The organism is Pseudosulfitobacter pseudonitzschiae (assembly GCF_002222635.1).
Taxonomy (GTDB): domain Bacteria; phylum Pseudomonadota; class Alphaproteobacteria; order Rhodobacterales; family Rhodobacteraceae; genus Pseudosulfitobacter; species Pseudosulfitobacter pseudonitzschiae_A.
Genome location: NZ_CP022416.1, coordinates 81,840 through 101,670, shown reverse-complemented (window position 1 = coordinate 101,670; position 19,831 = coordinate 81,840). Strand labels below are relative to the sequence as shown.

At 57.8% G+C, this 19,831-nt stretch carries 19 protein-coding genes and 4 pseudogenes; 13 read left to right on the top strand and 10 right to left on the bottom strand.

Annotated features, from left to right (window positions below; genetic code table 11):
* Positions 1-35 precede the first annotated feature (35 nt).
* The 5 genes and pseudogenes from SULPSESMR1_RS18075 to SULPSESMR1_RS25960 form a co-directional block, all read left to right on the top strand.
* A complete protein-coding gene (locus tag SULPSESMR1_RS18075) occupies positions 36-803 on the top strand; it encodes an ABC transporter permease (protein WP_089422745.1) in 768 nt (255 codons plus the stop codon).
* Positions 800-1,789, top strand: coding sequence for an ABC transporter ATP-binding protein (locus tag SULPSESMR1_RS18070; protein WP_089422479.1), 990 nt, complete (start codon positions 800-802; stop codon positions 1,787-1,789). Before SULPSESMR1_RS18075 ends, SULPSESMR1_RS18070 begins: the two co-directional genes overlap by 4 nt.
* Positions 1,786-2,808: an ABC transporter ATP-binding protein gene (locus tag SULPSESMR1_RS18065; protein ID WP_089422478.1), complete on the top strand. Its 1,023-nt coding sequence runs from the start codon at positions 1,786-1,788 to the stop codon at positions 2,806-2,808. Before SULPSESMR1_RS18070 ends, SULPSESMR1_RS18065 begins: the two co-directional genes overlap by 4 nt.
* Positions 2,809-3,158: 350 nt before the next feature.
* On the top strand, positions 3,159-4,049 hold the full coding sequence (locus tag SULPSESMR1_RS18060) for a lysophospholipid acyltransferase family protein (protein ID WP_089422477.1): 891 nt from the start codon (positions 3,159-3,161) through the stop codon (positions 4,047-4,049).
* Between the two features lie 51 nt (positions 4,050-4,100).
* A pseudogene (locus SULPSESMR1_RS25960) lies at positions 4,101-4,331 on the top strand (integrase); the annotation flags it as partial.
* A 158-nt stretch (positions 4,332-4,489) separates the two neighbouring features.
* Here the strand turns inward: SULPSESMR1_RS25960 and SULPSESMR1_RS18050 are convergent.
* The 4 genes from SULPSESMR1_RS18050 to SULPSESMR1_RS18035 form a co-directional block, all read right to left on the bottom strand.
* Positions 4,490-5,791 (bottom strand): TRAP transporter large permease, encoded by a 1,302-nt coding sequence (locus SULPSESMR1_RS18050; protein ID WP_089422476.1) that lies wholly within the window; start codon positions 5,789-5,791, stop codon positions 4,490-4,492.
* Positions 5,788-6,279 (bottom strand): TRAP transporter small permease, encoded by a 492-nt coding sequence (locus SULPSESMR1_RS18045; RefSeq protein ID WP_089422475.1) that lies wholly within the window; start codon positions 6,277-6,279, stop codon positions 5,788-5,790. Before SULPSESMR1_RS18045 ends, SULPSESMR1_RS18050 begins: the two co-directional genes overlap by 4 nt.
* 66 nt (positions 6,280-6,345) lie before the next feature.
* A complete protein-coding gene (locus tag SULPSESMR1_RS18040) occupies positions 6,346-7,377 on the bottom strand; it encodes a TRAP transporter substrate-binding protein (protein ID WP_198362907.1) in 1,032 nt (343 codons plus the stop codon).
* Positions 7,378-7,412: 35 nt separating this feature from the next.
* Entirely contained in the window at positions 7,413-9,755 is a 2,343-nt protein-coding gene (locus SULPSESMR1_RS18035) for a cytochrome P450/oxidoreductase (RefSeq protein WP_089422474.1), read from the bottom strand.
* A gap of 168 nt (positions 9,756-9,923) precedes the next feature.
* Here SULPSESMR1_RS18035 and SULPSESMR1_RS18030 point away from each other — a divergent pair, with 168 nt between their 5' ends.
* From SULPSESMR1_RS18030 to SULPSESMR1_RS18020, 3 genes and pseudogenes are all read left to right on the top strand, one after another.
* Positions 9,924-10,604, top strand: a complete 681-nt coding sequence (locus SULPSESMR1_RS18030) for an IclR family transcriptional regulator (protein WP_089422473.1) — start codon at positions 9,924-9,926, stop codon at positions 10,602-10,604.
* A 76-nt stretch (positions 10,605-10,680) separates the two neighbouring features.
* Positions 10,681-11,011, top strand: a pseudogene (locus SULPSESMR1_RS18025) (integrase core domain-containing protein); the annotation flags it as partial.
* 130 nt (positions 11,012-11,141) lie between these two features.
* Positions 11,142-11,981 carry an FkbM family methyltransferase gene (locus SULPSESMR1_RS18020; protein ID WP_089422472.1) on the top strand — a complete coding sequence of 280 codons (840 nt, stop codon included), beginning with the start codon at positions 11,142-11,144 and terminating at the stop codon, positions 11,979-11,981.
* Between the two features lie 65 nt (positions 11,982-12,046).
* Here SULPSESMR1_RS18020 and SULPSESMR1_RS25515 read toward each other — a convergent pair.
* A pseudogene (locus SULPSESMR1_RS25515) lies at positions 12,047-12,187 on the bottom strand (IS5 family transposase); the annotation flags it as partial.
* A 99-nt stretch (positions 12,188-12,286) separates the two neighbouring features.
* Between SULPSESMR1_RS25515 and SULPSESMR1_RS18015 the strand changes: the two are divergent.
* Positions 12,287-12,844: pseudogene (locus SULPSESMR1_RS18015) on the top strand (IS6 family transposase).
* Positions 12,845-12,935: 91 nt separating this feature from the next.
* Here SULPSESMR1_RS18015 and SULPSESMR1_RS18010 read toward each other — a convergent pair.
* On the bottom strand, positions 12,936-13,232 hold the full coding sequence (locus SULPSESMR1_RS18010) for a hypothetical protein (protein WP_089422471.1): 297 nt from the start codon (positions 13,230-13,232) through the stop codon (positions 12,936-12,938).
* 68 nt (positions 13,233-13,300) lie between these two features.
* Positions 13,301-13,642, bottom strand: a complete 342-nt coding sequence (locus SULPSESMR1_RS18005) for a DUF2853 family protein (protein WP_089422470.1) — start codon at positions 13,640-13,642, stop codon at positions 13,301-13,303.
* Between the two features lie 413 nt (positions 13,643-14,055).
* Here SULPSESMR1_RS18005 and tnpA point away from each other — a divergent pair, with 413 nt between their 5' ends.
* The 4 genes from tnpA (at position 14,056) to SULPSESMR1_RS17980 (ending at position 16,743) form a co-directional block, all read left to right on the top strand.
* A complete protein-coding gene (tnpA, locus tag SULPSESMR1_RS17995; RefSeq protein WP_089422469.1) occupies positions 14,056-14,487 on the top strand; it encodes an IS66-like element accessory protein TnpA in 432 nt (143 codons plus the stop codon).
* Positions 14,484-14,837, top strand: coding sequence for an IS66 family insertion sequence element accessory protein TnpB (gene tnpB / locus SULPSESMR1_RS17990; RefSeq protein ID WP_089422468.1), 354 nt, complete (start codon positions 14,484-14,486; stop codon positions 14,835-14,837). The genes tnpA and tnpB overlap by 4 nt, the downstream gene beginning before the upstream one ends.
* A 68-nt stretch (positions 14,838-14,905) precedes the next feature.
* Complete coding sequence (gene tnpC / locus SULPSESMR1_RS17985) at positions 14,906-16,477, top strand: IS66 family transposase (RefSeq protein ID WP_089422467.1); 1,572 nt, start codon at positions 14,906-14,908, stop codon at positions 16,475-16,477.
* The gene (locus SULPSESMR1_RS17980; RefSeq protein ID WP_089422466.1) at positions 16,474-16,743 is read left to right on the top strand and encodes a hypothetical protein; all 270 of its coding nucleotides are present in this window, start codon (positions 16,474-16,476) and stop codon (positions 16,741-16,743) included. The genes tnpC and SULPSESMR1_RS17980 overlap by 4 nt, the downstream gene beginning before the upstream one ends.
* A 294-nt stretch (positions 16,744-17,037) precedes the next feature.
* On the opposite strand, the gene SULPSESMR1_RS17975 is transcribed toward SULPSESMR1_RS17980, so the two are convergent.
* The 3 genes from SULPSESMR1_RS17975 to SULPSESMR1_RS17965 all read right to left on the bottom strand — a co-directional run bounded on the left by SULPSESMR1_RS17975 (position 17,038) and on the right by SULPSESMR1_RS17965 (position 19,766).
* Positions 17,038-18,360 (bottom strand): type II toxin-antitoxin system HipA family toxin, encoded by a 1,323-nt coding sequence (locus tag SULPSESMR1_RS17975; protein WP_089422465.1) that lies wholly within the window; start codon positions 18,358-18,360, stop codon positions 17,038-17,040.
* Entirely contained in the window at positions 18,360-18,611 is a 252-nt protein-coding gene (locus SULPSESMR1_RS17970) for a helix-turn-helix domain-containing protein (protein WP_089422464.1), read from the bottom strand. Before SULPSESMR1_RS17970 ends, SULPSESMR1_RS17975 begins: the two co-directional genes overlap by 1 nt.
* A 177-nt stretch (positions 18,612-18,788) precedes the next feature.
* Complete coding sequence (locus tag SULPSESMR1_RS17965; RefSeq protein ID WP_089422463.1) at positions 18,789-19,766, bottom strand: serine hydrolase domain-containing protein; 978 nt, start codon at positions 19,764-19,766, stop codon at positions 18,789-18,791.
* Between the last annotated feature and the right edge of the window lie 65 nt (positions 19,767-19,831).

Here is a 19,831-nt window from a genome sequence, read left to right as displayed (position 1 = left end):
CGCGCAAGCTGCCCCTGACCGCCAAGATCGGAGCGATGATTCTGCTGTTCTGGGTCGTGACGTTGCTGACCATCCAGTTCTGGCCCATCGCCGACCCACTGGCTATGGTGGGACGACGCTTGCAACCCCCCTCGGGCGATCACTGGCTGGGCACCGATGCCCTGGGCCGTGATGTCCTGTCACGTACCCTGCATGGCAGCATCTGGTCGATCCCGATCGCCGTTGTCGTCGTGGCCAGTGCCGTGGCCATCGGTTCGCTTCTGGGGGCGCTTGCGGGCTATTTCGGTGGCTGGTGGGACAGCATCATCATGCGGCTGGTCGATGTAACCGTGTCCTTCCCGCCGATCCTTCTGGCGATGTCCGTTGCGGCGATGCTGGGGCCAGGGCTGGCCAATGCCTCCATTGCGATGGTCATCGTCTGGTGGCCGATTTATGCGCGGCTGATGCGCGGCCAAGTGCTGGAAGTGAAAGAACGCGAGCACGTCGAGGCCGCCATCGCAGGCGGAGCCTCCAGCTTGCGGGTGTTGCGTGTACACGTCATGCCCCTGTGCTGGACGCCCACGCTGATCAACGCGACGATGGATTTCGGGCAGGTCGTCCTGCTGGCAGCATCGCTGTCGTTCATCGGGCTGGGCGCCACGCCCCCCGCGCCCGAATGGGGCAGCATGATTTCCGAAGGGGCCACGCGGTTCTACGACTGGTGGATCGCCTTCGGCCCCGGCATGGCGATCCTGTCGGTGGTGCTGGCCACTTCCTTTCTGGGCGACGGCCTGCGCGACCTATTTGACCGGAGGTCGACATGACAACGCCCCTGCTCGAGCTCAAGGACCTACGGATTTCGTTTTCCGACAGCTACGGTTTCTGGGCCGAGGGCCTGCGCGGCGTCGATTTTTCACTGGATCCGGGCGAAGTGCTGGGCGTGGTCGGAGAAAGCGGGTCGGGCAAATCCATCGCCATGATGGCGCTGCTGCAACTGTTACCCCACGGCGCGCAGGTCTCGGGCAGTGCGCGGTTCAACGGACAGGAGCTGATCGGCATGCCCGCTTCGCGCATCCAGAAGATCCGCGGCAAATCCATCGGCTGTATTTTTCAGGATCCACTGTCCGCCTTCAATCCCGTTCTGCGCATCGGTGACCAGATCGCCGAAGCCATATTGCTGCATGACCGCACCATATCCCGTCGCAATGCGTTGAAAGAGGCCGAGCGGCTATTCGAACGCGTGGCCATTCCGCAGCCTGAAAAGCGGGTCCGCCAGTATCCGCACGAGTTTTCCGGCGGCATGCGCCAGCGTGCAATGATCGCGATGGCGCTGGCCAACAATCCGCAACTGCTGATCGCGGACGAACCGACCACGGCGCTGGATGTGACGGTGCAGGCGCAAATCCTCGATCTGCTGCGCGACCTGCGCCGCGATCTGGGGGTGGGCATGGTGCTGATCACCCATGATCTTGGTGTGGTCGCGGGCATCGCGGACAAGATCGCCGTCATGTACGGTGGCAGGATTGTCGAGAGCGGACCGATTGATCCGCTGTTCTACGAAACAGCGCACCCGTACACCAGCGGCCTGATCGGCGCGGTGCCCACCATCGACGGTACCGGCACGTTGCAGCAGATCGAAGGCACCCCGCCCTCGATCGCCAACCGGCCCGACGGCTGCGCGTTCCACCCGCGCTGCCCACAGGCGCAAGCGTTGTGTCACACTCAAGACCCTGCACTCACCATCGGCCACGCCACCGACTATGCCTGCCACTTTCCCCTGCTGGGCGCCAAGGCAAAGGTATCACGATGAACGACAGCATTGCCCCCGTGATCCCGGTGATCCCCCCGGCCCCCGTTCTCAGCGTGCGCGACCTGACCAAGGAATTTCCCCTCAGCGGCGGCCTTCTGGGCGGCAAGGTTGGAGCGGTGCAGGCGGTATCGGGCATATCCTTTGACATTGCACCGGGTGAAACCTTTGGCCTTGTCGGGGAATCCGGCTGTGGCAAATCCACCCTCGGTCGGTCGATCCTGCGGTTGATCGAACCCAGCTCGGGTCAGGTGACGCTGGCAGGGCAAAGCGTGACCGCTGCTGACAAAACCGCGTTGCGCCAGTTGCGTTGCGACATGCAGATCGTGTTTCAGGACCCTATGGGCTCGCTTCATCCACGCATGACCGTCGAACAAATTTTGGCCGAGGGGCTGCGCCTTGCCAATCTGCCTCACGCCGAGTTGAAGACCCGCATCGCCGAACTGCTCGATATGGTCCGCCTGCCCCGTGATCTGGCCACAAGCTATCCCCACGAACTGTCCGGCGGCCAGCGCCAGCGCATCGGAATCGCGCGCGCGCTGTCGCTGAACCCTAAACTGATCGTGCTGGACGAACCTGTCTCGGCGCTGGATGTGTCCATTCAGGCGGGCGTGCTGAACCTGCTGGAAGACCTGCAACGCGAACTTGGCATCGCCTATCTGTTTATCGCCCACGATCTGGGCGTGGTGCGCCACATATCGCACCGTGTGGCGGTGATGTATCTGGGCCGTATCGTGGAGCTTGCCCCTGTCGAGGCGCTATTTGCCAATCCACAGCACCCCTATACGCAGGCGCTGATATCGGCCATCCCTCGCGCCGATCCCCGCGTCGAGCGCAACCGCAAGCGCATCACCCCCAAGGGTGACCTGCCCTCGCCGATCAATCCGCCCAAAGGCTGCCGCTTTCACACCCGCTGCCCAATCGCCACAGAGATTTGCAGCGTGAAAACCCCTGCGCTGAAGGGCAACGGAACCCGCGACGCCGTCGTGGCTTGTCACCATGCAGGACAATCGGCGGGCTGAGAAAACGCAACAATGTCTGCCTGTATGGCGCACCCGCGTGACTGCGCTTTTCACCTCCACCGAACCACCTGCTTCGGCGGAAAACCGAAAACTCACAACCGTAACGAGCAACAGTGGCAACGTTGCGAATACCGGAGTCCTTCGCTGCGATGCACTCGCCGAAGGCTTTGAGGCAGTGCAAGGTGGTTGCCACTCAACATGCTTCGTGGAGAAAGTCTGCTTTTTGTGTTCAGGGAGGTGTTTCTGCAGTCAAAAAACTCGGCTATGGGTTAGCAGTGTTTGTTACTGGACGCTTGGATGAGAATTTCTGAAAAGATGTCTGACGGTATGCCATAAAATAGGGTGAGAATGTGCTAGAAAGCAGTCGGGATACATCGCTGCCCGGGCAGCAGATCGAGCCCAAAAAGAACGTGCCATACGACAAACGCAAACTGTCTTATGCAACGACTTTTTCCGATCCGAAAAAAATCTTTGCCATACGTTCAATAGAATGGATGACGGGAAAAATAACGTTGTTACGCTTGATCCGAAAATTTGAACGCGCAGGTGTCCAAGAAGGGCTCTTATTCTTCAGTCAGACCCTCCGGTTCATGGGGATAAATTTGCTTACGCCGGATGAGCAGATTGACAACATACCCACAACTGGACCGCTCATCGTCGTCGCCAACCATCCCCATGGAATGGTAGATGGCATGGTAATGGCTGAGCTGGTTGGACGTAAACGGAGCGATTTTCTGATCCTCACCCGGTCACTTATCTCCGGCATCAAAGAGATCGGCCAGTTTATGCTGCCCGTACCGTTTCCGCATGAAGAAGACAGCTTTAACGAAAGCCTTTTGATGCGCAAAAAGGCAATGGAGCACCTCAAATCAGGCGGCGTAATAATTCTTTTCCCAGCTGGGGAGGTTGCCTCCTCGAAAACCTGGTTCGGTCCAGCAGTCGAGAGCCAGTGGAACCCATTTACTGCAAAAATGATCCAGCGCTCGGGCGCGACTGTGCTGCCAATTTATTTCCCAGGCCAGAATTCACGATTTTATCTGCTTGCCAATCTGGTCTCCGCGACGATGCGTCAGGGGCTGCTTTTGCACGAAGTAGTACATTCACTTAATAAACCGCAGTCACCTGTCATAAGTAAGCCACTGGCGCTTGAAGATATGAAGGATCACTTCTCCAACACCGGCGCTTTCATGGCTTGGTTGCGGGAGTACACACTTGCTCTCAAGGATAAGCGAGCGGTATAGCGGTTCGGATGAAATGCCGTGCAAACACCAAGCTAACCGGCCGTTTGCGCAATTCACCTCGCTTGGAACAAGGGGCGCATCGTTGGCTCAAAAAGGCCATTGAAGTCTAAACATGTCAAGGCAATCAGGGGTCGGCTTGAGTTGGCCGACAACCATCGCGATCTACCACGCTTTTGTCTGGCCATCAGCAGTAAGCTGCGCGGCTGTGATCTCGTCAAAATGAAGGCCGTCGATGTCACGGCCTCCAGCCAGCTCAAGGAACGCGCGTCCGTCCTGCAGGCGGACCTTCACACTATTCGCAGCGAAGGTCGATGCGGTCCAGAGCTGCTCACAGATCTCTGCTCAATCCGCAATCGACAGCTCCGTGTTTCGACCCGCACCGCGCCTTTCGCATCTGAACGTTGACTCGGCATCGCTGCCTGAAAGCCTTTCCAATATTGTCAGAATGCCTGCCCGGGCAGCCACAACACCAGCGCGGGGAACGCCACGAGAAGCGCAAGGCGCACCACATCCGCAAGGATGAAAGGCAAGATCCCCCGAATGACCGTGCTTTGCGGAACATCCCGCGCGGCAGCCTGAACGATGAACAAGTTCATCCCAATCGGCGGTGTGATCAACCCGATCTCGGCCACTGTGACGATAACTATCCCGAACCAGATCAGATCGAATTCAAGTTCCAGCGCGATCGGGGCAAGCAACGGGACGGTGAGCAAGATCATCGACATCGCGTCCATGAAACAACCCAAAACTATATAGAACACAAGGATCAGGATCATCACCGCAGTGGGGCTCATGCCAGCCCCCTCAATCTGGGCAATGATGAACTGCGGCAGGCCCGTGTTCTCTAGGAAGAAGTTGAATAAAGCAGCACCGATCAGAATGAAGAAGATCATGCCCGTCAGACCTGCAGTCTCGTGGATGGAGGCCTTCAGCGTCTCGCGGTTCAATGTTTGGGAAAAAAGCGCCAGCACGAATGCACCGACCGCACCGACCGCTGCCGCTTCGGTCGGTGAAAACCAACCAAGGTAGATACCGCCAATCACAAGTGCGAAAAGAAGCACCACCTGCCAGACCTGTCCCAAATTGCGCAGCCGTTCCGACCACCCCTGGCGGGGCGACCGAGGCGCGATTTCGGGTTTCAGACGCACCCGGACCATCACGGCAACTGCATAAAGCACAGCGCCCAGAATGCCCGGTATCAGGGCGCCGATAAACAACTGGCCGATCGAGCTTTGGGTCAGAAGGCCATAGATGACCAAAAGGATCGAAGGCGGGATGAGAACGCCCAACGTGCCGCCCGCAGCAACCGTCGCCGTGGACAGGGACGCATCGTAGCCGTGCCGCTTCATCTCGGGCAAGGCAACACGTCCGATGGTGGCGACCGTGGCCAGTGACGAGCCGCAGATCGCCCCAAAAAAGGCGCTGGCAGCCACTGTTGTTATAGCCAGCCCGCCCTTGCGGTGTCCGATGAACGCGTTGATGGTATTGAACAGGGCCCGCGACAACCCCGCGTGCGAGGCAAAGACCCCCATCATCACGAACAACGGAATGACCGAGAAAGAATAGGGAAAGATCGACTCAAACGGGCTTGACCCGAGAATATACGAAACGCCCATCCAGCCGTTCATGTACCAATAGCCAAGGGCCCCGATAACCCCCATCGAAATCGCGACCGGCACACCAAAGGCGATCAGCGAAAGCGCCGCAGCAAAGCCCAGAAGCCCGAGAACCGGATCACTCATGATTGCCTCTCCTGTTTCAGCGATGCGCCCAGTTCAAGCAGGACAGCCAGAAGGGAAACGGTCATGCCGACAAGCAGCGGGTACCAGTACCATGCGATCGGAATGCCCAATTGTTGCGAGGTGTCACCGAACATGGTCCGGGTAAGAAACGTCGTATATCCCTGTTGCAGCATAAGCCCCAGAAGCCCCAGGGACAGGACGGTACCCAGGATTTTCAGCGGCACTACGAACGCATGTGGCAAGAGATCAAGCACGAAATCGACGCTGACGTGCGCAGCAGTGAGAAAGGCAAACGGCAGGACCAGCCACGCGCCGGTCACCACAAACAGCTGCACCAGATCGACGACGCCCTCGACAGGAAGCCCAAAACGGCGCCCGATGATATCCGCCACGGTGACAAGCGCCGCAGCCCCGTAGGCGATGACGCCCAGCATGGCGAATGCATTGATCAATCCGCGCGCCAGCTTTGCAAGTTGTCCCAAATCCATACCCTCCCTCACAGTAAGGCCCCGACACGTTCGCGTGCCGGGGCCTTGGTCATTTGTCCGAACAGATCAGTCCTGCTGCGCGGCTTCGTATTCGGCAATCTTGTCTTGCATCGCCAGATAGATCTCTTCGGCATTGTCCACACCCGCGTCTTTGACCGATTGCAAATATGCATCCATCATCGGCTGCAGGGTTTCTTCCCACTGCGCACGCTGCTCATCCGAAAGTTCGGTGATTTGGTGACCGGCGTCGATAGCATCCTGACGACCCGGCGCATCCCACATGTCCCACCAGTCGCCGAATTTGGCCACCAGATCGCCCCCGGAATACTTATCGACGCAGGCCTGCGCCTCTTCACTCAGACCTTCGTAAGACCGCTCGTTCATGACGAAGAAGAACGACACGGTGTAGGCACCAAGTTCAAGATGGTAGTTCAGCACTTCGTTCAGACCAAAGCTTTTGACCGGATCCCATGGGAAAACCGTGCCGTCGATCACGCCACGCTGCAGGCTTTCATAAACTTCGCCCGGCGGAAGCCCCTGCGGATCGGCCCCCAGGAATGAAAGCATCTCGGATACGGCAGGACTTGGGGTGCGAATACGCAACCCCTTCATGTCCTCGATGGTTTCGACCTTCTTTTCATTGGTGTGCAACACACCGCCATTGTGGGCATGCAGCGCCAATACTTTAAGGCCATTGTATTCGTCAGACAGGTATTCGGGGAAAAGCTCCCACAACGCATAGCTGGCGGCACCTGCATCGTCGGTCAGAAACGGCATGTCGATCAGCGATGTCGCGGGAAACCGACCGCGCGGAATGCCGTGCAAGCCATGCGCGATGTCAACGACACCGGCCATAACCTGTTCTTGTTGCCGCGCGACGTTGCCCATTTGCGTGCCCGCCGGGAATATCTCGAACTGGACTTCACCGTTTGTGCATTCGGTCACCTGTTGCGTCCAAGGTTCGATAAAATCGGTATGGATGCCATGCACCGCAGGCAGATAGTGGCTTACCTTCAGCGTGGTTTCGGCACTGGCCGCCGGTGCGGTCAATGCGGTGGTCAGTGCGACGGCCGTCATGAGTTTGGTTTTTGTCGACATGATAGTCCTCCCTTGGGGTCAATGTTGTGGAATAGTCAGAGTGCAAGCTTGATCCGCGCGCCGTTTTTGGCGCGCGAGCAACAGCTCATCATCCGGTTGCTCTGCGCACGCTCATTTCGCGTCAACACCATGTCACGGTGGTCGATTTCGCCTTCAATCACTTCCACCTCGCAGGACCCACAGAGACCTTCGCGGCAATCACAAGCGACGTCGATTCCTGCGGCAAGGATGGCGTCCAGCAGCGTCGCATCGGCCGCCACTTGAAGCACCATGCCGGAATCGGTCAATTCAGCCTCGAACGAGGACTCATTTGCAGGGTCCAGTCCCGAGATTCCCGTGCTGAAATGCTCGAAATGATAGGTGTCCTGCGGCAGACCATCGGTCAAATTCTCTAGCGCGTTCAGCAACCCGTGCGGACCGCACGCGTAAATCTGCCCGCCTTCCGGAACTGCGGCGACCATCGTTGCTAGGTCCATTATCCTGCCTTCGTCATCGGCATAGAGCGACAGAACCGGTCCGTGGTCCCGTGAGACCCTATTCAGAAACGCCATCGTGCGTTTGGAACGGCCAGCATAGTGCAACTCGTAACTCTTGCCCAAAGTCTTAAGCCGGTCCGCCATTGCGAGGATCGGCGTCACCCCGATCCCTCCGGCAATCAGAACATAATGTGCAGCACCTTCATCTAGCCGGAACAGGTTGGAGGGCCCGCGCATCTTGATCTCGGCACCGTTTTTCAGGGTTTTGTGAATGTGACGAGAACCGCCGCGACCCTGATTCTCGCACAAGATCGCAACCTGATAGGTGCCGCGTTCTGGGTCACCGCAAAGCGAATATTTGCGATCGTAGTCGCCGACGCACAGCTCGATGTGGGCTCCCGCGCTCCAGTTGGGCAATGTTCTTCCCTGCGCGTCTTCGATGGTCAGGCCCAGAATACCCTCGGCCTCGCTGCGGGTTTCGGTCACTCTGATCTTGCGGGCAATGTCGCGCCGCGCAGGTGCGCCGACGGCGAATTCATGTTTCGCGCGCCGGGCTTCGGACAAGATCTTTTCCGGGGTATGCGCAGTGTCCCATTCGACCCAAAGATGATCCGGCCCTCGGAAGGACGTGTTCGGCAGATAGGAATAGTCCTGCTCGGCCAGCTTCAGATGGGGCAGCCTGCGGGTCATCTCTTCCAGGAAAATACGCATTTCCATGCGTCCGATATTCTTGCCCATGCACTGATGCGCACCATAGCCGAAGGTCAGGTGATCGACAGCGTTGTCGCGGTAGATATCAAAGCTGTCACCATCTTCGAAATGCCGTTCGTCCTGATTGCCCGACGCCTGCACGATCAGCAGCTTTGCCCCTTCCGGCAGATCGACGCCGTTCAGCGTAGTCGCGGCGGTGGTCTGGCGACGCCATGCCATGATTGATCCCGCGTAGCGCAGACACTCTTCGACCGCGTTCGGAATCAGGGACGGATCAGAGCAGATGTCTTCCCAGGCGTCGCGATGCGCCAGCAGCGTCTTGAACATGTTGGTAGACGCCAGCGACGTCGTTTCATGTGCGGCCACGATTATCGCCATCATCATCGAATGCACATAGCTGTCGGTCACCACGTCGGGCATCTCAGCGTTCATCCGAATGGTGTGATGCATCCAGCCCTGGCCGTCTTTTTCCTCACGCATCCTTTCGATGACCTGCCCCGCATATTGCCAGAAACGCCCGACATCATGCGCGACCTCGACCTGCTTTTCGTCCGAAGGCTTGCCCCAGGTGTTCACCGAATGCGCAAGCGAGAACGTCCGCAGTGTCTCGATCTCGTCCTCGGGCACGCCGAGAAAATGCAAGGCCACCAGCAACGGAACTTCGTATAGCATGGCCTCAACAAGATCGACGCGGCCGCTGTCGATGAATTCATCAACCTTCTGGCGCGTCAGGCGGCGGACCATCTCTTGCTGCTTTTCCAGATTTTCCGGCAGGAAATGACCCATGAGCACCCGCCGCCGTTCCATATGCGCGGGCTCGTCCTCGTTCACCATGGTCCGGTTCATCGCGTAACCATAGCTTTTCAGAACCGTCATCGCCGCGTCCGTGGCGGGCGTGATCTTTTCAAGGACGTTTTTGGGCGAAAACAGGATATTGTCGCGAAAGACCGCCTTGATGTCATCGTAGCGCGTGACCACCCAATATCCGAGCTTCGGCGCGTAGAAGACGGGCAACTGATCGCGCGACCAGCGCAGTGCCTCGGCCGGGTCGACTTGGTAGGCACCTTGGAATGCGTCAAAATCCCGTGCCATCGCGGCCGGATCAGATACCGGGCAGCCATTTTGCTGTGCTGTGGTTTCATCGGAAAGCGGACAGGCTTCGCTCGCAGAATTCGGGGGGGTCACTGCCATTTCGTCGCCTCCACTCGATCGGAATGTTCATCCACCTTGTATCTGACCAATAACGGACCTTCAATCTCTATTACCGAACATTTGTTGCAAATAACGGGACACATCCTTGCGAATTGCCGTAAAAGATGACCTATTGCTGCACCAAACACACACAGGAAACGCGTAATTATGACGGCAGGCCGATTGAAAACACTCGAACGGGGCATCGAAGCGCTACTTTTGATCGCTCGCACACCGGGCGGGCTAAAGGTCGGTGACCTGGCAGAGCGGCTTAGGCTGCACCGGGCAGTGGCGTACCGTATCGTCGCGACGCTGACGGATCACGCCATGGTGCGTCGCGCAGAAGACGGGCGTATCACATTGGGGACTAGCGCCTACATGCTCGGTTCTCGCACTTTGGACGGGCTTCGCGAAACGGCGCGACCGATCTTGCAGGATCTTGCCGAACAAAGCGGCGCGACGGCCTTTCTTTCAATAGCCGAGTGTGACGAGTGCGTGGTGGCCCTGACAGCCGAACCGCGCGAAGCAGCAATCGCCATTCACTACCGCGTCGGCACTCGCCACCCCCTGCAACGTGGCGCCGCCGGCATCGCGATCCTGGCACTGCGCCCTGAGGCTGAAAATGAAAGTGATGACATCCTGTTTGCTCGCGAGCATGGATATAGCGTGACGCGCGGACAACTTCACAAGGGTGCTATTGGCGTATCGAGTGCGGCACACCTCCCGACAGATGGGCTTACAATGCTGGAATGCTCGGTGGGCGTCGTGGCACTAGAAACACTTGACGTTGATCTGGCCGCGCGTGCTGCCGTATCGGCTGCGCGACAAATAGTCGACCGCTTATCCTAATCATTATGTGCACGCGAAATACCCCTGTTTCTCGATTTTCGGCACCAGCGTATTGTCCAGCGACGTGACATCCGCCGTGGGCAGCCTGAACCAGATCATCGAATGGCGTGGGAAACCAAAAACCATTCGTGTTACGGACCCGAATACGTCAGCGGAAAGCTCATGGAATGGGCCGAAAAGCAGGGCGTTCTTTGGCATACATCCAACCCGGAAAGCCTCAGCAGAACGCCTATATCGAGCGCTACAACCGTTCGGTTCGGGGTGAATGGCTCAGCCAATATATCTTCGAAACGATCAAGGAAGCACAGAATCAGGCATCTGAATGGCTATGGACTTACAACAACGAGCGACCCGACATGAGCATCGGCGGCATCACACCTACAATAAAACTGAAAACCGCCGCCTGAATCCATCCCCATTAAAAATGGGGAGATTACCCAGTGACCGCCACCCCCGGGCAAAAATCCCTTGATCTGTTTGCGGTTTCAGGCAACCCCTCTACCAAAATAAAAGGCAATTTGGGAGAACATTCGAAGTATGAGCCACAGTTTGCATGATATGCTAAAGCCTGCACGCCTCACAGAAGTCGTTGATATTGGCGCCAATCCCATTGATGGCTCGCCTCCCTACAAGCCCATGTTGGACGCGGGTTTGTGTCGTGTCACGGGGTTTGAACCACAAGAACAAGCACTGGCAAGGTTGCAGCGTGAAAAGAGCGACAATGAACGATACCTTCCCTATGCAATCGGGGACGGCAATACGCATACGCTGAAAATCTGCCGCGCGTCCGGTATGACAAGTCTGTTTGAACCCGACCCCGCAACATTGAGTTTGTTCGAAGTTCTCGCTCCGTTTGGCGAGGTTGTAGAGCGGGTGAAGATGCCCACGCGTAAGCTCGATGATGTCGCGGAAATCGGTGCGCTGGATTTCCTTAAAATTGACATTCAGGGTGGTGAACTCGCCGTGTTCCAGTCGGGCAAGTCCAAATTGGCGCAGTCAGTGGTCATTCAGGTCGAAGTGTCCTTTGTAACGCTTTACAAGGACCAGCCGGGGATGGGTGAAATTGACGTCGAACTGCGCAAGCAGGGGTTTATGCCGCATTGCTTTGCAGCGATCAAAAAGTGGCCTATTGCGCCCTGCGTTGTGGACAACACGCCCAGAAAGGCTCTGAATCAGCTACTTGAGGCAGATATAGTCTATGTGCGTAATTTTTCACAGCCGAACCAGTTTGATGACGAGCAGCTTAAGCATTTGGCGTTGATAGCGCATCACTGCTACAGTTCTTTCGACCTTGCCTTGCGCTGTGTGATGTTGCTTGAACAGCGAGGCGTTTTGCCTACGGGCGCGCAACAGCTCTATATGGAAGTCGGGAGATAGGGTCTTTGACGGTCGTGTTTCACAGATCGACTCCAATTTGGAATGCGCCCTGCCCGAGACGGAATTCAGGCGGTGCGTTCGAAACCAGGGCGACCAGGTTCAGTCATCCGGGTCAGCACGCAGACACCAATCCTAACCTCCGTTTTCTGATTCTCAAAACCGCGCGCCTTTAGCTTCGGCCCGATGACGGTCTTCCAACGACCCACCCATTGCCCGGCCGTGCATGCGCAGGTGTTGTCACGTTAACGGGCCTGAGGTTGATGGTTCATGAATCTGGGCGTAGGCGGTGTCGATGCAGGCATTGAATATCAACTGCAAGCGCCACTTGGTTTCCGCCCCAGATCAATGCTCATGTTGTCTGGCTCTACGGCCGTTTCAACTTGAGCCTGCGCGAGGTCGAGGAGCTGATGCTGGAACGTGGCGTGGACGTTTCGTATGAAACGATCCGACGCTGGACCTTCAAGTTCGGCCCCCTGGAGGAGATCCTCCAATCGAGGCGAGACAAGCGCGCCGCAAAGCGGCTTTTGGTCAAGCTGATAAAACGCTGGGTTTCGTGCCCAAAAGGATCATTAGGGACAAATCGCGATCCTATGGTGCCGCCAACGCCTGGTCGCACCGAGACTTGATCAGTGGTCCCACAAAGGCTCAATAACCGTGCAGAGAACAGCCATCTGCCTTCTCGAAAACGAGAGCGATAAATGCAGGGCTTCCGATCACCGGGTGGACTGCAGCGCTTCGTCTCTATGCAGTCCGCAACCCGTAATTTCTTCTCTGTCCCAGCCCGCCATCGGTCCGCTCTCACCATCCGCAACCATCGGCTCGAAGCATTGGAGACGTGGAAATCCGCGGCAAATGCCCATTGATCAACGATCCGCATGCCAACTTGCAAACTCGGCGAGTTAACGTGACAACACCCCCGGTGCGGAAGGTAGGACATGATCTGCTGCACCTAAATTAACGGTCGAGATTCTTCATTACAATACCGACAATCCCAGTCAGGATTGCGCCGCCAGCGCCGCCACCGATAATGTCACCAAGCAATCCACCCATGGCAATGCCATCCGCCGGGTCAGCACCCACAGAACCGCCAAGCAGGCCGCCGACAAGCGAGCCACCAGCGACTCCACCGATTGCTCCACTTAGGAGTTTAGGAAGTTGTCCCATGGCGACGTTCTTCAACGCCGCTCCGGCGGCTTGACCACCGACAATACCGGTCACTGTCTGAATGATAATTGGAAGGATGGTTTCCATGGTTGGGTTCCTCTCATGGGTTTAGCACAGAGTATGTACCGGTTCGTTTGGATTACTTTAAACCTCGTTCAAGCGTAGATTTTTTCCTTGCTGAAATGCTTCACTAGAAGATAGTAAACAACCGGTCGGAATTTGTTACGCTCAGAGCGTCCGTAGATGTCGACGATGGAATTGATTGCGTTCATGAGTTCGGATCCGTCCGAAAGACCCAGTTTTTTGATCAGGAAGTTGTTTTTGACCGTCTCAAGTTCTGAAGAATCACTTGCGGCCACTGTCGCCGCATCAGGATTATAGATTGACGGGCCGCAGCCGATCGTGACTTTGGTAAGTAGATCCAAGTCCGGTATGACACCACACTTGGTTTTCAGATCGTCCATATACCGATTAATCAGTTCATCGCGCTTTCCCATAGATTCCTCATTTCTGTCTTCGGTTTTTAAGCTATAAATTGATATCTGCTTATAACGTGGGGCATTTGCGTAGATGTGGCAATTGATTTTTTAGCAAAGGCAAATCTGACTCGATCAAACACCTTATGTATTCTTCAAACATATTGAGGAAGGGCGGGCAAATTCCGTCCGGTCCCGCAATGCGCGGCTGGCGGCGATCAAATTGTACTTCCGTTTCGTCGAACATCGCCACCCGGTATGCCTTGAACAGGCGATGATGATCCGGGCCATGTCGACCAAGCAGACAGACGCTAGGCTGATCGACTATCTGACCAGAGAAGAAGTCCGGACCTCGGTAAGCGCCGCGTTACCGCCCTCGTAGACGTTTGAAGTTTGTCATCTGAGAAGAGCCCATCCGAACAAGGAGGGTTCCAATGGATGATACAGTGCAAAATTACGTAACTTCTCACAGTGTCGAAGAAGGATACGCAGGGCGTATCGATGTTGTGACTGGGCCGAGTGGTCGGCGTCGATGGCCGGAACAAGTGAAGGCTGAGATTGTTCTGGAAAGCTACCGCGACGGTGTCTCGGTGGCGGATGTTGCGCGCAAGCATGGGGTCTCAGCGCCTCAACTCCATTCTTGGCGGCGGGCGGCGCGGGACGGTGTTCTTGCGATGCCGGATGACGACATGCTGGGTCTGGTACCGGTCGTCGTTGAGGCGGGCGGAGGGGATGGCGGGCACATGCCGCCTGACGGGCCCGGGACGATTGTTCTGGAGATCGATGGTGTTCGGATGTTGGTTCCGACCGGTTTCGATCCCGAGCACCTTGGCCGCGTCATTGCCGCGCTCAGGGCGGCGTCATGATCCTGCCCGGCGGCAAGTACCACGTTTATCTGGCGACGCGGCCTGTGGATTTTCGCAAGGGGCATGCGGGTTTGTCACTGGTGATCCAAACGGTTCTCGGGCGTGATCCCTACAGCGGGGCGGTGTTTGTCTTCAGATCAAAGCGGGGTGACAGGATCAAAATCCTTGTTTGGGATCAGACTGGTTTGGTATTGATCTACAAGCACCTTGAAGGCGGCCAATTCCACTGGCCCCGGCCAGCGGATGGGGTGATCAAGCTTACCCCTGCGCAGTTCTCGGCGCTGTTTGAAGGGCTGGACTGGAAGGCGGTTCGGGCCGAGCGTCGGCGGCAACCCAGGCTGGCAGGATAGCCTGCGGCAGGGTGACTCATGGCGGCGATTTCGGCGGCGCGAGAGGACATGGCGGTGTATGAAACGCCATGTCTTCTGCTGCCGCCATCGACCCTGAATACGTTGCCGAGCTAGAGCGCCAACTTGCCACCGCAAGGGCGCTCTTGGCAGCGTCTGAAGAAGCCAACGCGCGCCTGGAACGTATGCTTGCTCAGGCGAGGCACGCGCGGTTTGGAGTAAGTTCCGAAAGGGGTGACCCGGATCAACGCAACCTCTTCACGGAAGACTGCGAGGTTGCCGAGGGGCAGTTGGCGGCGGCGGCCGATGCAGCCAACAAGGCACTGGGAAAGGCATCACGAAAGCGCTCTTCAGCCAAGCGGAACAAAGGCAACTTGCCGGACCATCTCAAACGTGTTGAAGAGGTGATCGAACCCGACAGTACACTCTGCCCATGTGGGTGTGGCGAGATGGTGAAGGTCGGGGAAGACCGCACCCAACGCCTCGACGTCGTGCCCGCCCAGTTCCGCGTCCTTGTCACCGTGCGCCCCAAGTACATGTGCCGCACATGCGATGGGAAATCCCACGCGCAGGCACCGGCACCGGAGTTTCTGGTCCCGCGCGGTCTGGGCACGAACCGGTTCGCTGTCCATTCCGTGGTCGCGAAGTTTTGCGATCATCTTCCGTTTTATCGCCAAGCCGAAATCTGGCGACGCGACGGCATCGAAATCGACCGCACCATGCTTGCAAACTGGGCAGGCCGTATCGCCTTCCAGCTGGCCCCCATCATCGACGCCATGATAGGCGAATTGAAAGCCAGTGACCGGCTTTTTGCAGACGAAACCACGGTACCTGTCCTGGCTCCGCGCACCGGCAAAACCCGCAAGGACTATCTTTGGGCTGTGGTTCGCGACCAGCGCGGGTGGGGCGGCGGCGACCCACCCATCGTGGTGTTCCAGCACTCGAGAAGTCGCAGCGCAGAGACTGCAAAGAAGATCTTCACCGGCTTCAAGGGCGGCTCCCTGACCGTGGATGGCTATGCCGGATACGATGCCCTGGGTGATCCGAAGAAGACAAACCAGCCGTGGGGCATCACCTACTGCTGGACCCATTGGCGACGCCGTTTCGTCGAATACAGCCGCACGACAGCGTCCCCAATCTGCACCGAAATGAAGGAACGCATCAGGCAGCTCTACCGGATCGAGGCTGACATCCGCGGCAAAGACCCCGACGTCCGGCGCGCCATCAGGCAAAAGCTCTCCAAGCCCATCGTAGACGCCTTGCGTCCGTGGCTGGAGGCGCAACTTGACATGCTATCGTCAAGCTCAGACCTTGCGCGCCACATCAGATACGGCCTCAAACGATGGGCTGGCCTGATCCGGTTCCTGGACGATGGCCGCATCGAGATGGATACGAACGCTGTCGAGAATGCGATCAGACCGATTCCTCTCACGAGGAAAAATGCACTCTTCGCAGGCAATGACGACGGCGCGGTCACTTGGGCCCGCATGGCATCGCTGGTCGGCACCTGCAAACTGAACGGCATCAACCCGCAGGCCTATCTCGAACACGTCCTGGAAAAGATACTGAATGGACATATGCAGGAAGATATCCAAAACCTCCTGCCATGGAACTTCAAACCAGACGAGGCGCGGCACTCATGAGCAAGATCAAGGACGTCGAGCGCAGCATCGAGGTGATCGCGGGACAGGTCGCGGCGCAGCAGATGGTTATGGAAACCATCATCGTCGAAGCAATGCGCATGAACGCCATCGGTGAAGCACAAATCATGGCGCTCTTGACCCAAGGCATGGACGTATTCGAGCGCAACGAAAACATGACAAAGCACGAAACTTTCGGCGCAATCGGTACCCTCAGAAGCGTCTTGGACACGATCAAACGCGCGGAAGACGCAAAGCTGATAGACTGACCGCTGACTACCATCCAAACACAGTCAAGACGCCAACCGATGGGTGATCAGCCCGCGCTTACCGCTGAACGGCCTCACTCGACGCACGGTATATTGACCCCAGATGAAACCTATGCGAGCCAAACAGAACCGATGAGATTGGCAGCCTAAATGAAACCCTGATCCATCTTAGCAAGGCTGCAAACTGGTCTAAAATCTAGAACCACCTCTCTCTTTCGGGCAACGGTCTGTTGGCCGCGGTCACATTGGGATACGTCGCGGGCAGAGGTCAGCCCCACGCTATTTGACGAAATGCTACGTGCGCTCGGCTGTCATATCCAACGCGCGCAACCGCTGGATGACGGCATCGTCTACGCTGGCCACAAGCGCCTCGGGGAACCCGGTAGGCAGGGTCGCGGCGGTCACATCCAGCGCGGACTGGGCCCGCTCTGCAACTGTTTCGATGATCTGCATGGCACGCTTCCTAGACAGGCCCGCACGCATGGCCGTCTGCACGAAATGGCGCCCGTGGATCTGATCGAAACGGTAGTGTCTGTTGTCGCCTGCGGACATCGCCATCTTCATCTGGCTGCGCCGGACAAGGCCCGCGTTCAGTGCAGGCTGCGCGGTCAGTATGTCATAAAGCGGCGTCATCCGGTAGCTGCCTCCGGGGCTCAGGAACACGCTGAAGTTCTTTGCATGGCCATCCGTTGCTCCGATGAGCCAGAAAATGACCTGCGCCTTCAAAAACGTCTCCTGGTCCGCGCCCGGTGTATCGCTGCCTTCAAGCAGGTTAAGGACGTCAACCATCCCTGGCCCGCCCTCGTTTTGATATTTAAGCGTCGGCGGCACGGATCGGGCCTGGCAGATATCCTCTTGCGGCAACCTCAGCAGGCGTCCGGTCTTGGTCCACCTGCGATCAAAACGCTCGATGACAAGCGCCTTTGTCCTGCCGAAAGTCTCGATCCTGGCCTCGTTCGTGGCCAACCCGAATGCCGCGACCAGTTTCAGGCAGTAGTATTCGTTCTCCACGCTGTCCGACAGATCAATACCGCCCGGCAGCTCTCCGATCTGCGTCTTGATGATGTGCGTCGTGGGGGTCGTGCCATGGGGTTTGAACCACTGCCCGTCCTTCAACAAAAGCGCTGTCTTTTCCTGGGCTCCGGCGATGGAAATTCGGAACGCGTCATCAGGGGCAAGCCCGAGGGGCGCGCGACCAAGCCCTTGAAGTATCCTTTCGATGGCGTCTGCGTCTACCGCTTCCCCCGTGATCTCACCACTGGCATCGGGCGCATCGCCATCGCCCGCGACAAATTGCAGGGCGCCCACGCAGTCATGCCCGATTTTCGAAAGCATGCTGTATGCATCCGTGCCACGGGCCCCTACCCGCTCTGCAACCAGCCGGCGCAGCCTGTCGGAATCCGGGAGCAGGTTTTCGAACACCACGGAAACCGGCTCGCCCCTATAGGATGTTTCGCGCAACGGCAGTGACAGCGAAATCGGAAAGCTGTGCGCCCAACGCAGCCAGTCGTCGTCATATTTGAATGCAATTGCGCCGTTGGCTTCGCGGATCAGGGTCCCGACCCGTCGATTGTTCAGGTACACGCGAAGAGGTGCATGGGCCGGTAGGCGCCCCATCAGAAGATGTCCTCGATGGTCTTGTCGCTGCCTTTCGTGCGCAGACCAACCCTCAATTCCAGATCCAATGCCGCCATGACAGCAAGGATGGATGGCAGCTTTGACGAGGTCTCTCCGATCTCGATTGTGGAGACTGTCGCCTGCCTCAGCCCTGCCCGCTCGGCCAGCATCGCCTGCGTCCAGCCACGCTTCTTGCGTTCGCGCAAGATGATGTTCCCAAGTTGCCGTGATGTGCGTGCCAGTTCATCCATATGACCCGACTACGCCACAGCGCATAAAATGTCCATATGCGCTATAGCGGGTAAATGGCGCTTATACGCCAAAACGTATATAACGCATTTATACGATCCTGCGTATGAAACGGTCTGCCGATACGACCCAATGCAATCACGAGGTTCCGAACGGTACGGCCTTTCCTTTATCCGGCCTCACGCCAGACCAAGGATCGTTTCGTCCAGCAACGTCATCAGATCGCCGAAATACCCTTCTGTCCGGGCGGGCAAGGTTGGATCGGACGTGATCGCCACGGCAAGATTCTTCTCGCGATGCGCTGCGATGATCTGTCCGCCATAGCCCCTTGCAAGCACATAGCCCGAAGGGGACAGGAACCAGCCATAGCCATACGACAGCCCCGACCAGGGCGACCGCGCGCGGGGCCGAAGCGACGCCTCGATCCAGGGCTTCGGCACAACCTGCACTCCATTGAACGCGCCGCCGTCCCGCACCATCGTCGCGATATCCAGCATCGCGGTCGGGCGCAGCGCCATCTCATTTCCGCCCAGGTAATAGCCCTGCGGGTCGCGCGTCCAGGCGGGAATCTCCATACCCATCGGATCGCCGATCCGTGCGCGCGCTTGCGCCAAAAGGCTCAGTCCGTTCGCCTCTGCCAGCGCTGCACCCAGGATGTGGGTCGAGCCTGTGGAATACAGCATCCGGCCTCCAGGTTCGGCGACCATCGGTCTGCTCAACGCATCGGAAAGCCAGTCGCGCGAATTCACCCAAGCCCCGTAATTCGCGCCCGAGGTCCGCTCAAGCCCTGCCCGCAGCGTCACCAGATCCTCCATCGAGATATCGGCCGCACCGGGCGTGGCATCGGCTGGCAGAATGCCGGGTGCCACCTCGCCAATCGTAGCGCTCACTGATCGCACTTCGTCCCGGTCGATCGCGACCCCCAAAAGCAGGGCAACGATGCTCTTGGAACAGGACTTGATGTTCGCTGGCCGATCCAGCCCCGGACCACGCGGCGCCTTGGCAAAGATCAGGTCATTGCCGCGCCGGATCTGAAGGGAATGCAGCTGCGACAGGTTCTGGACAGCTGCCGCCAGATCATCCGATTGGGCGCGAAGGACATGCGGCACCGCAAGCGGTGCGGCAGTCGCAAGCAGGAATGAGCGGCGATTCATCATGCCTCATAGGTTGGTACGCGCGGCAGCAAAGTCCACAGCGTGGGAGAATTCATTTGGAAGGAGCT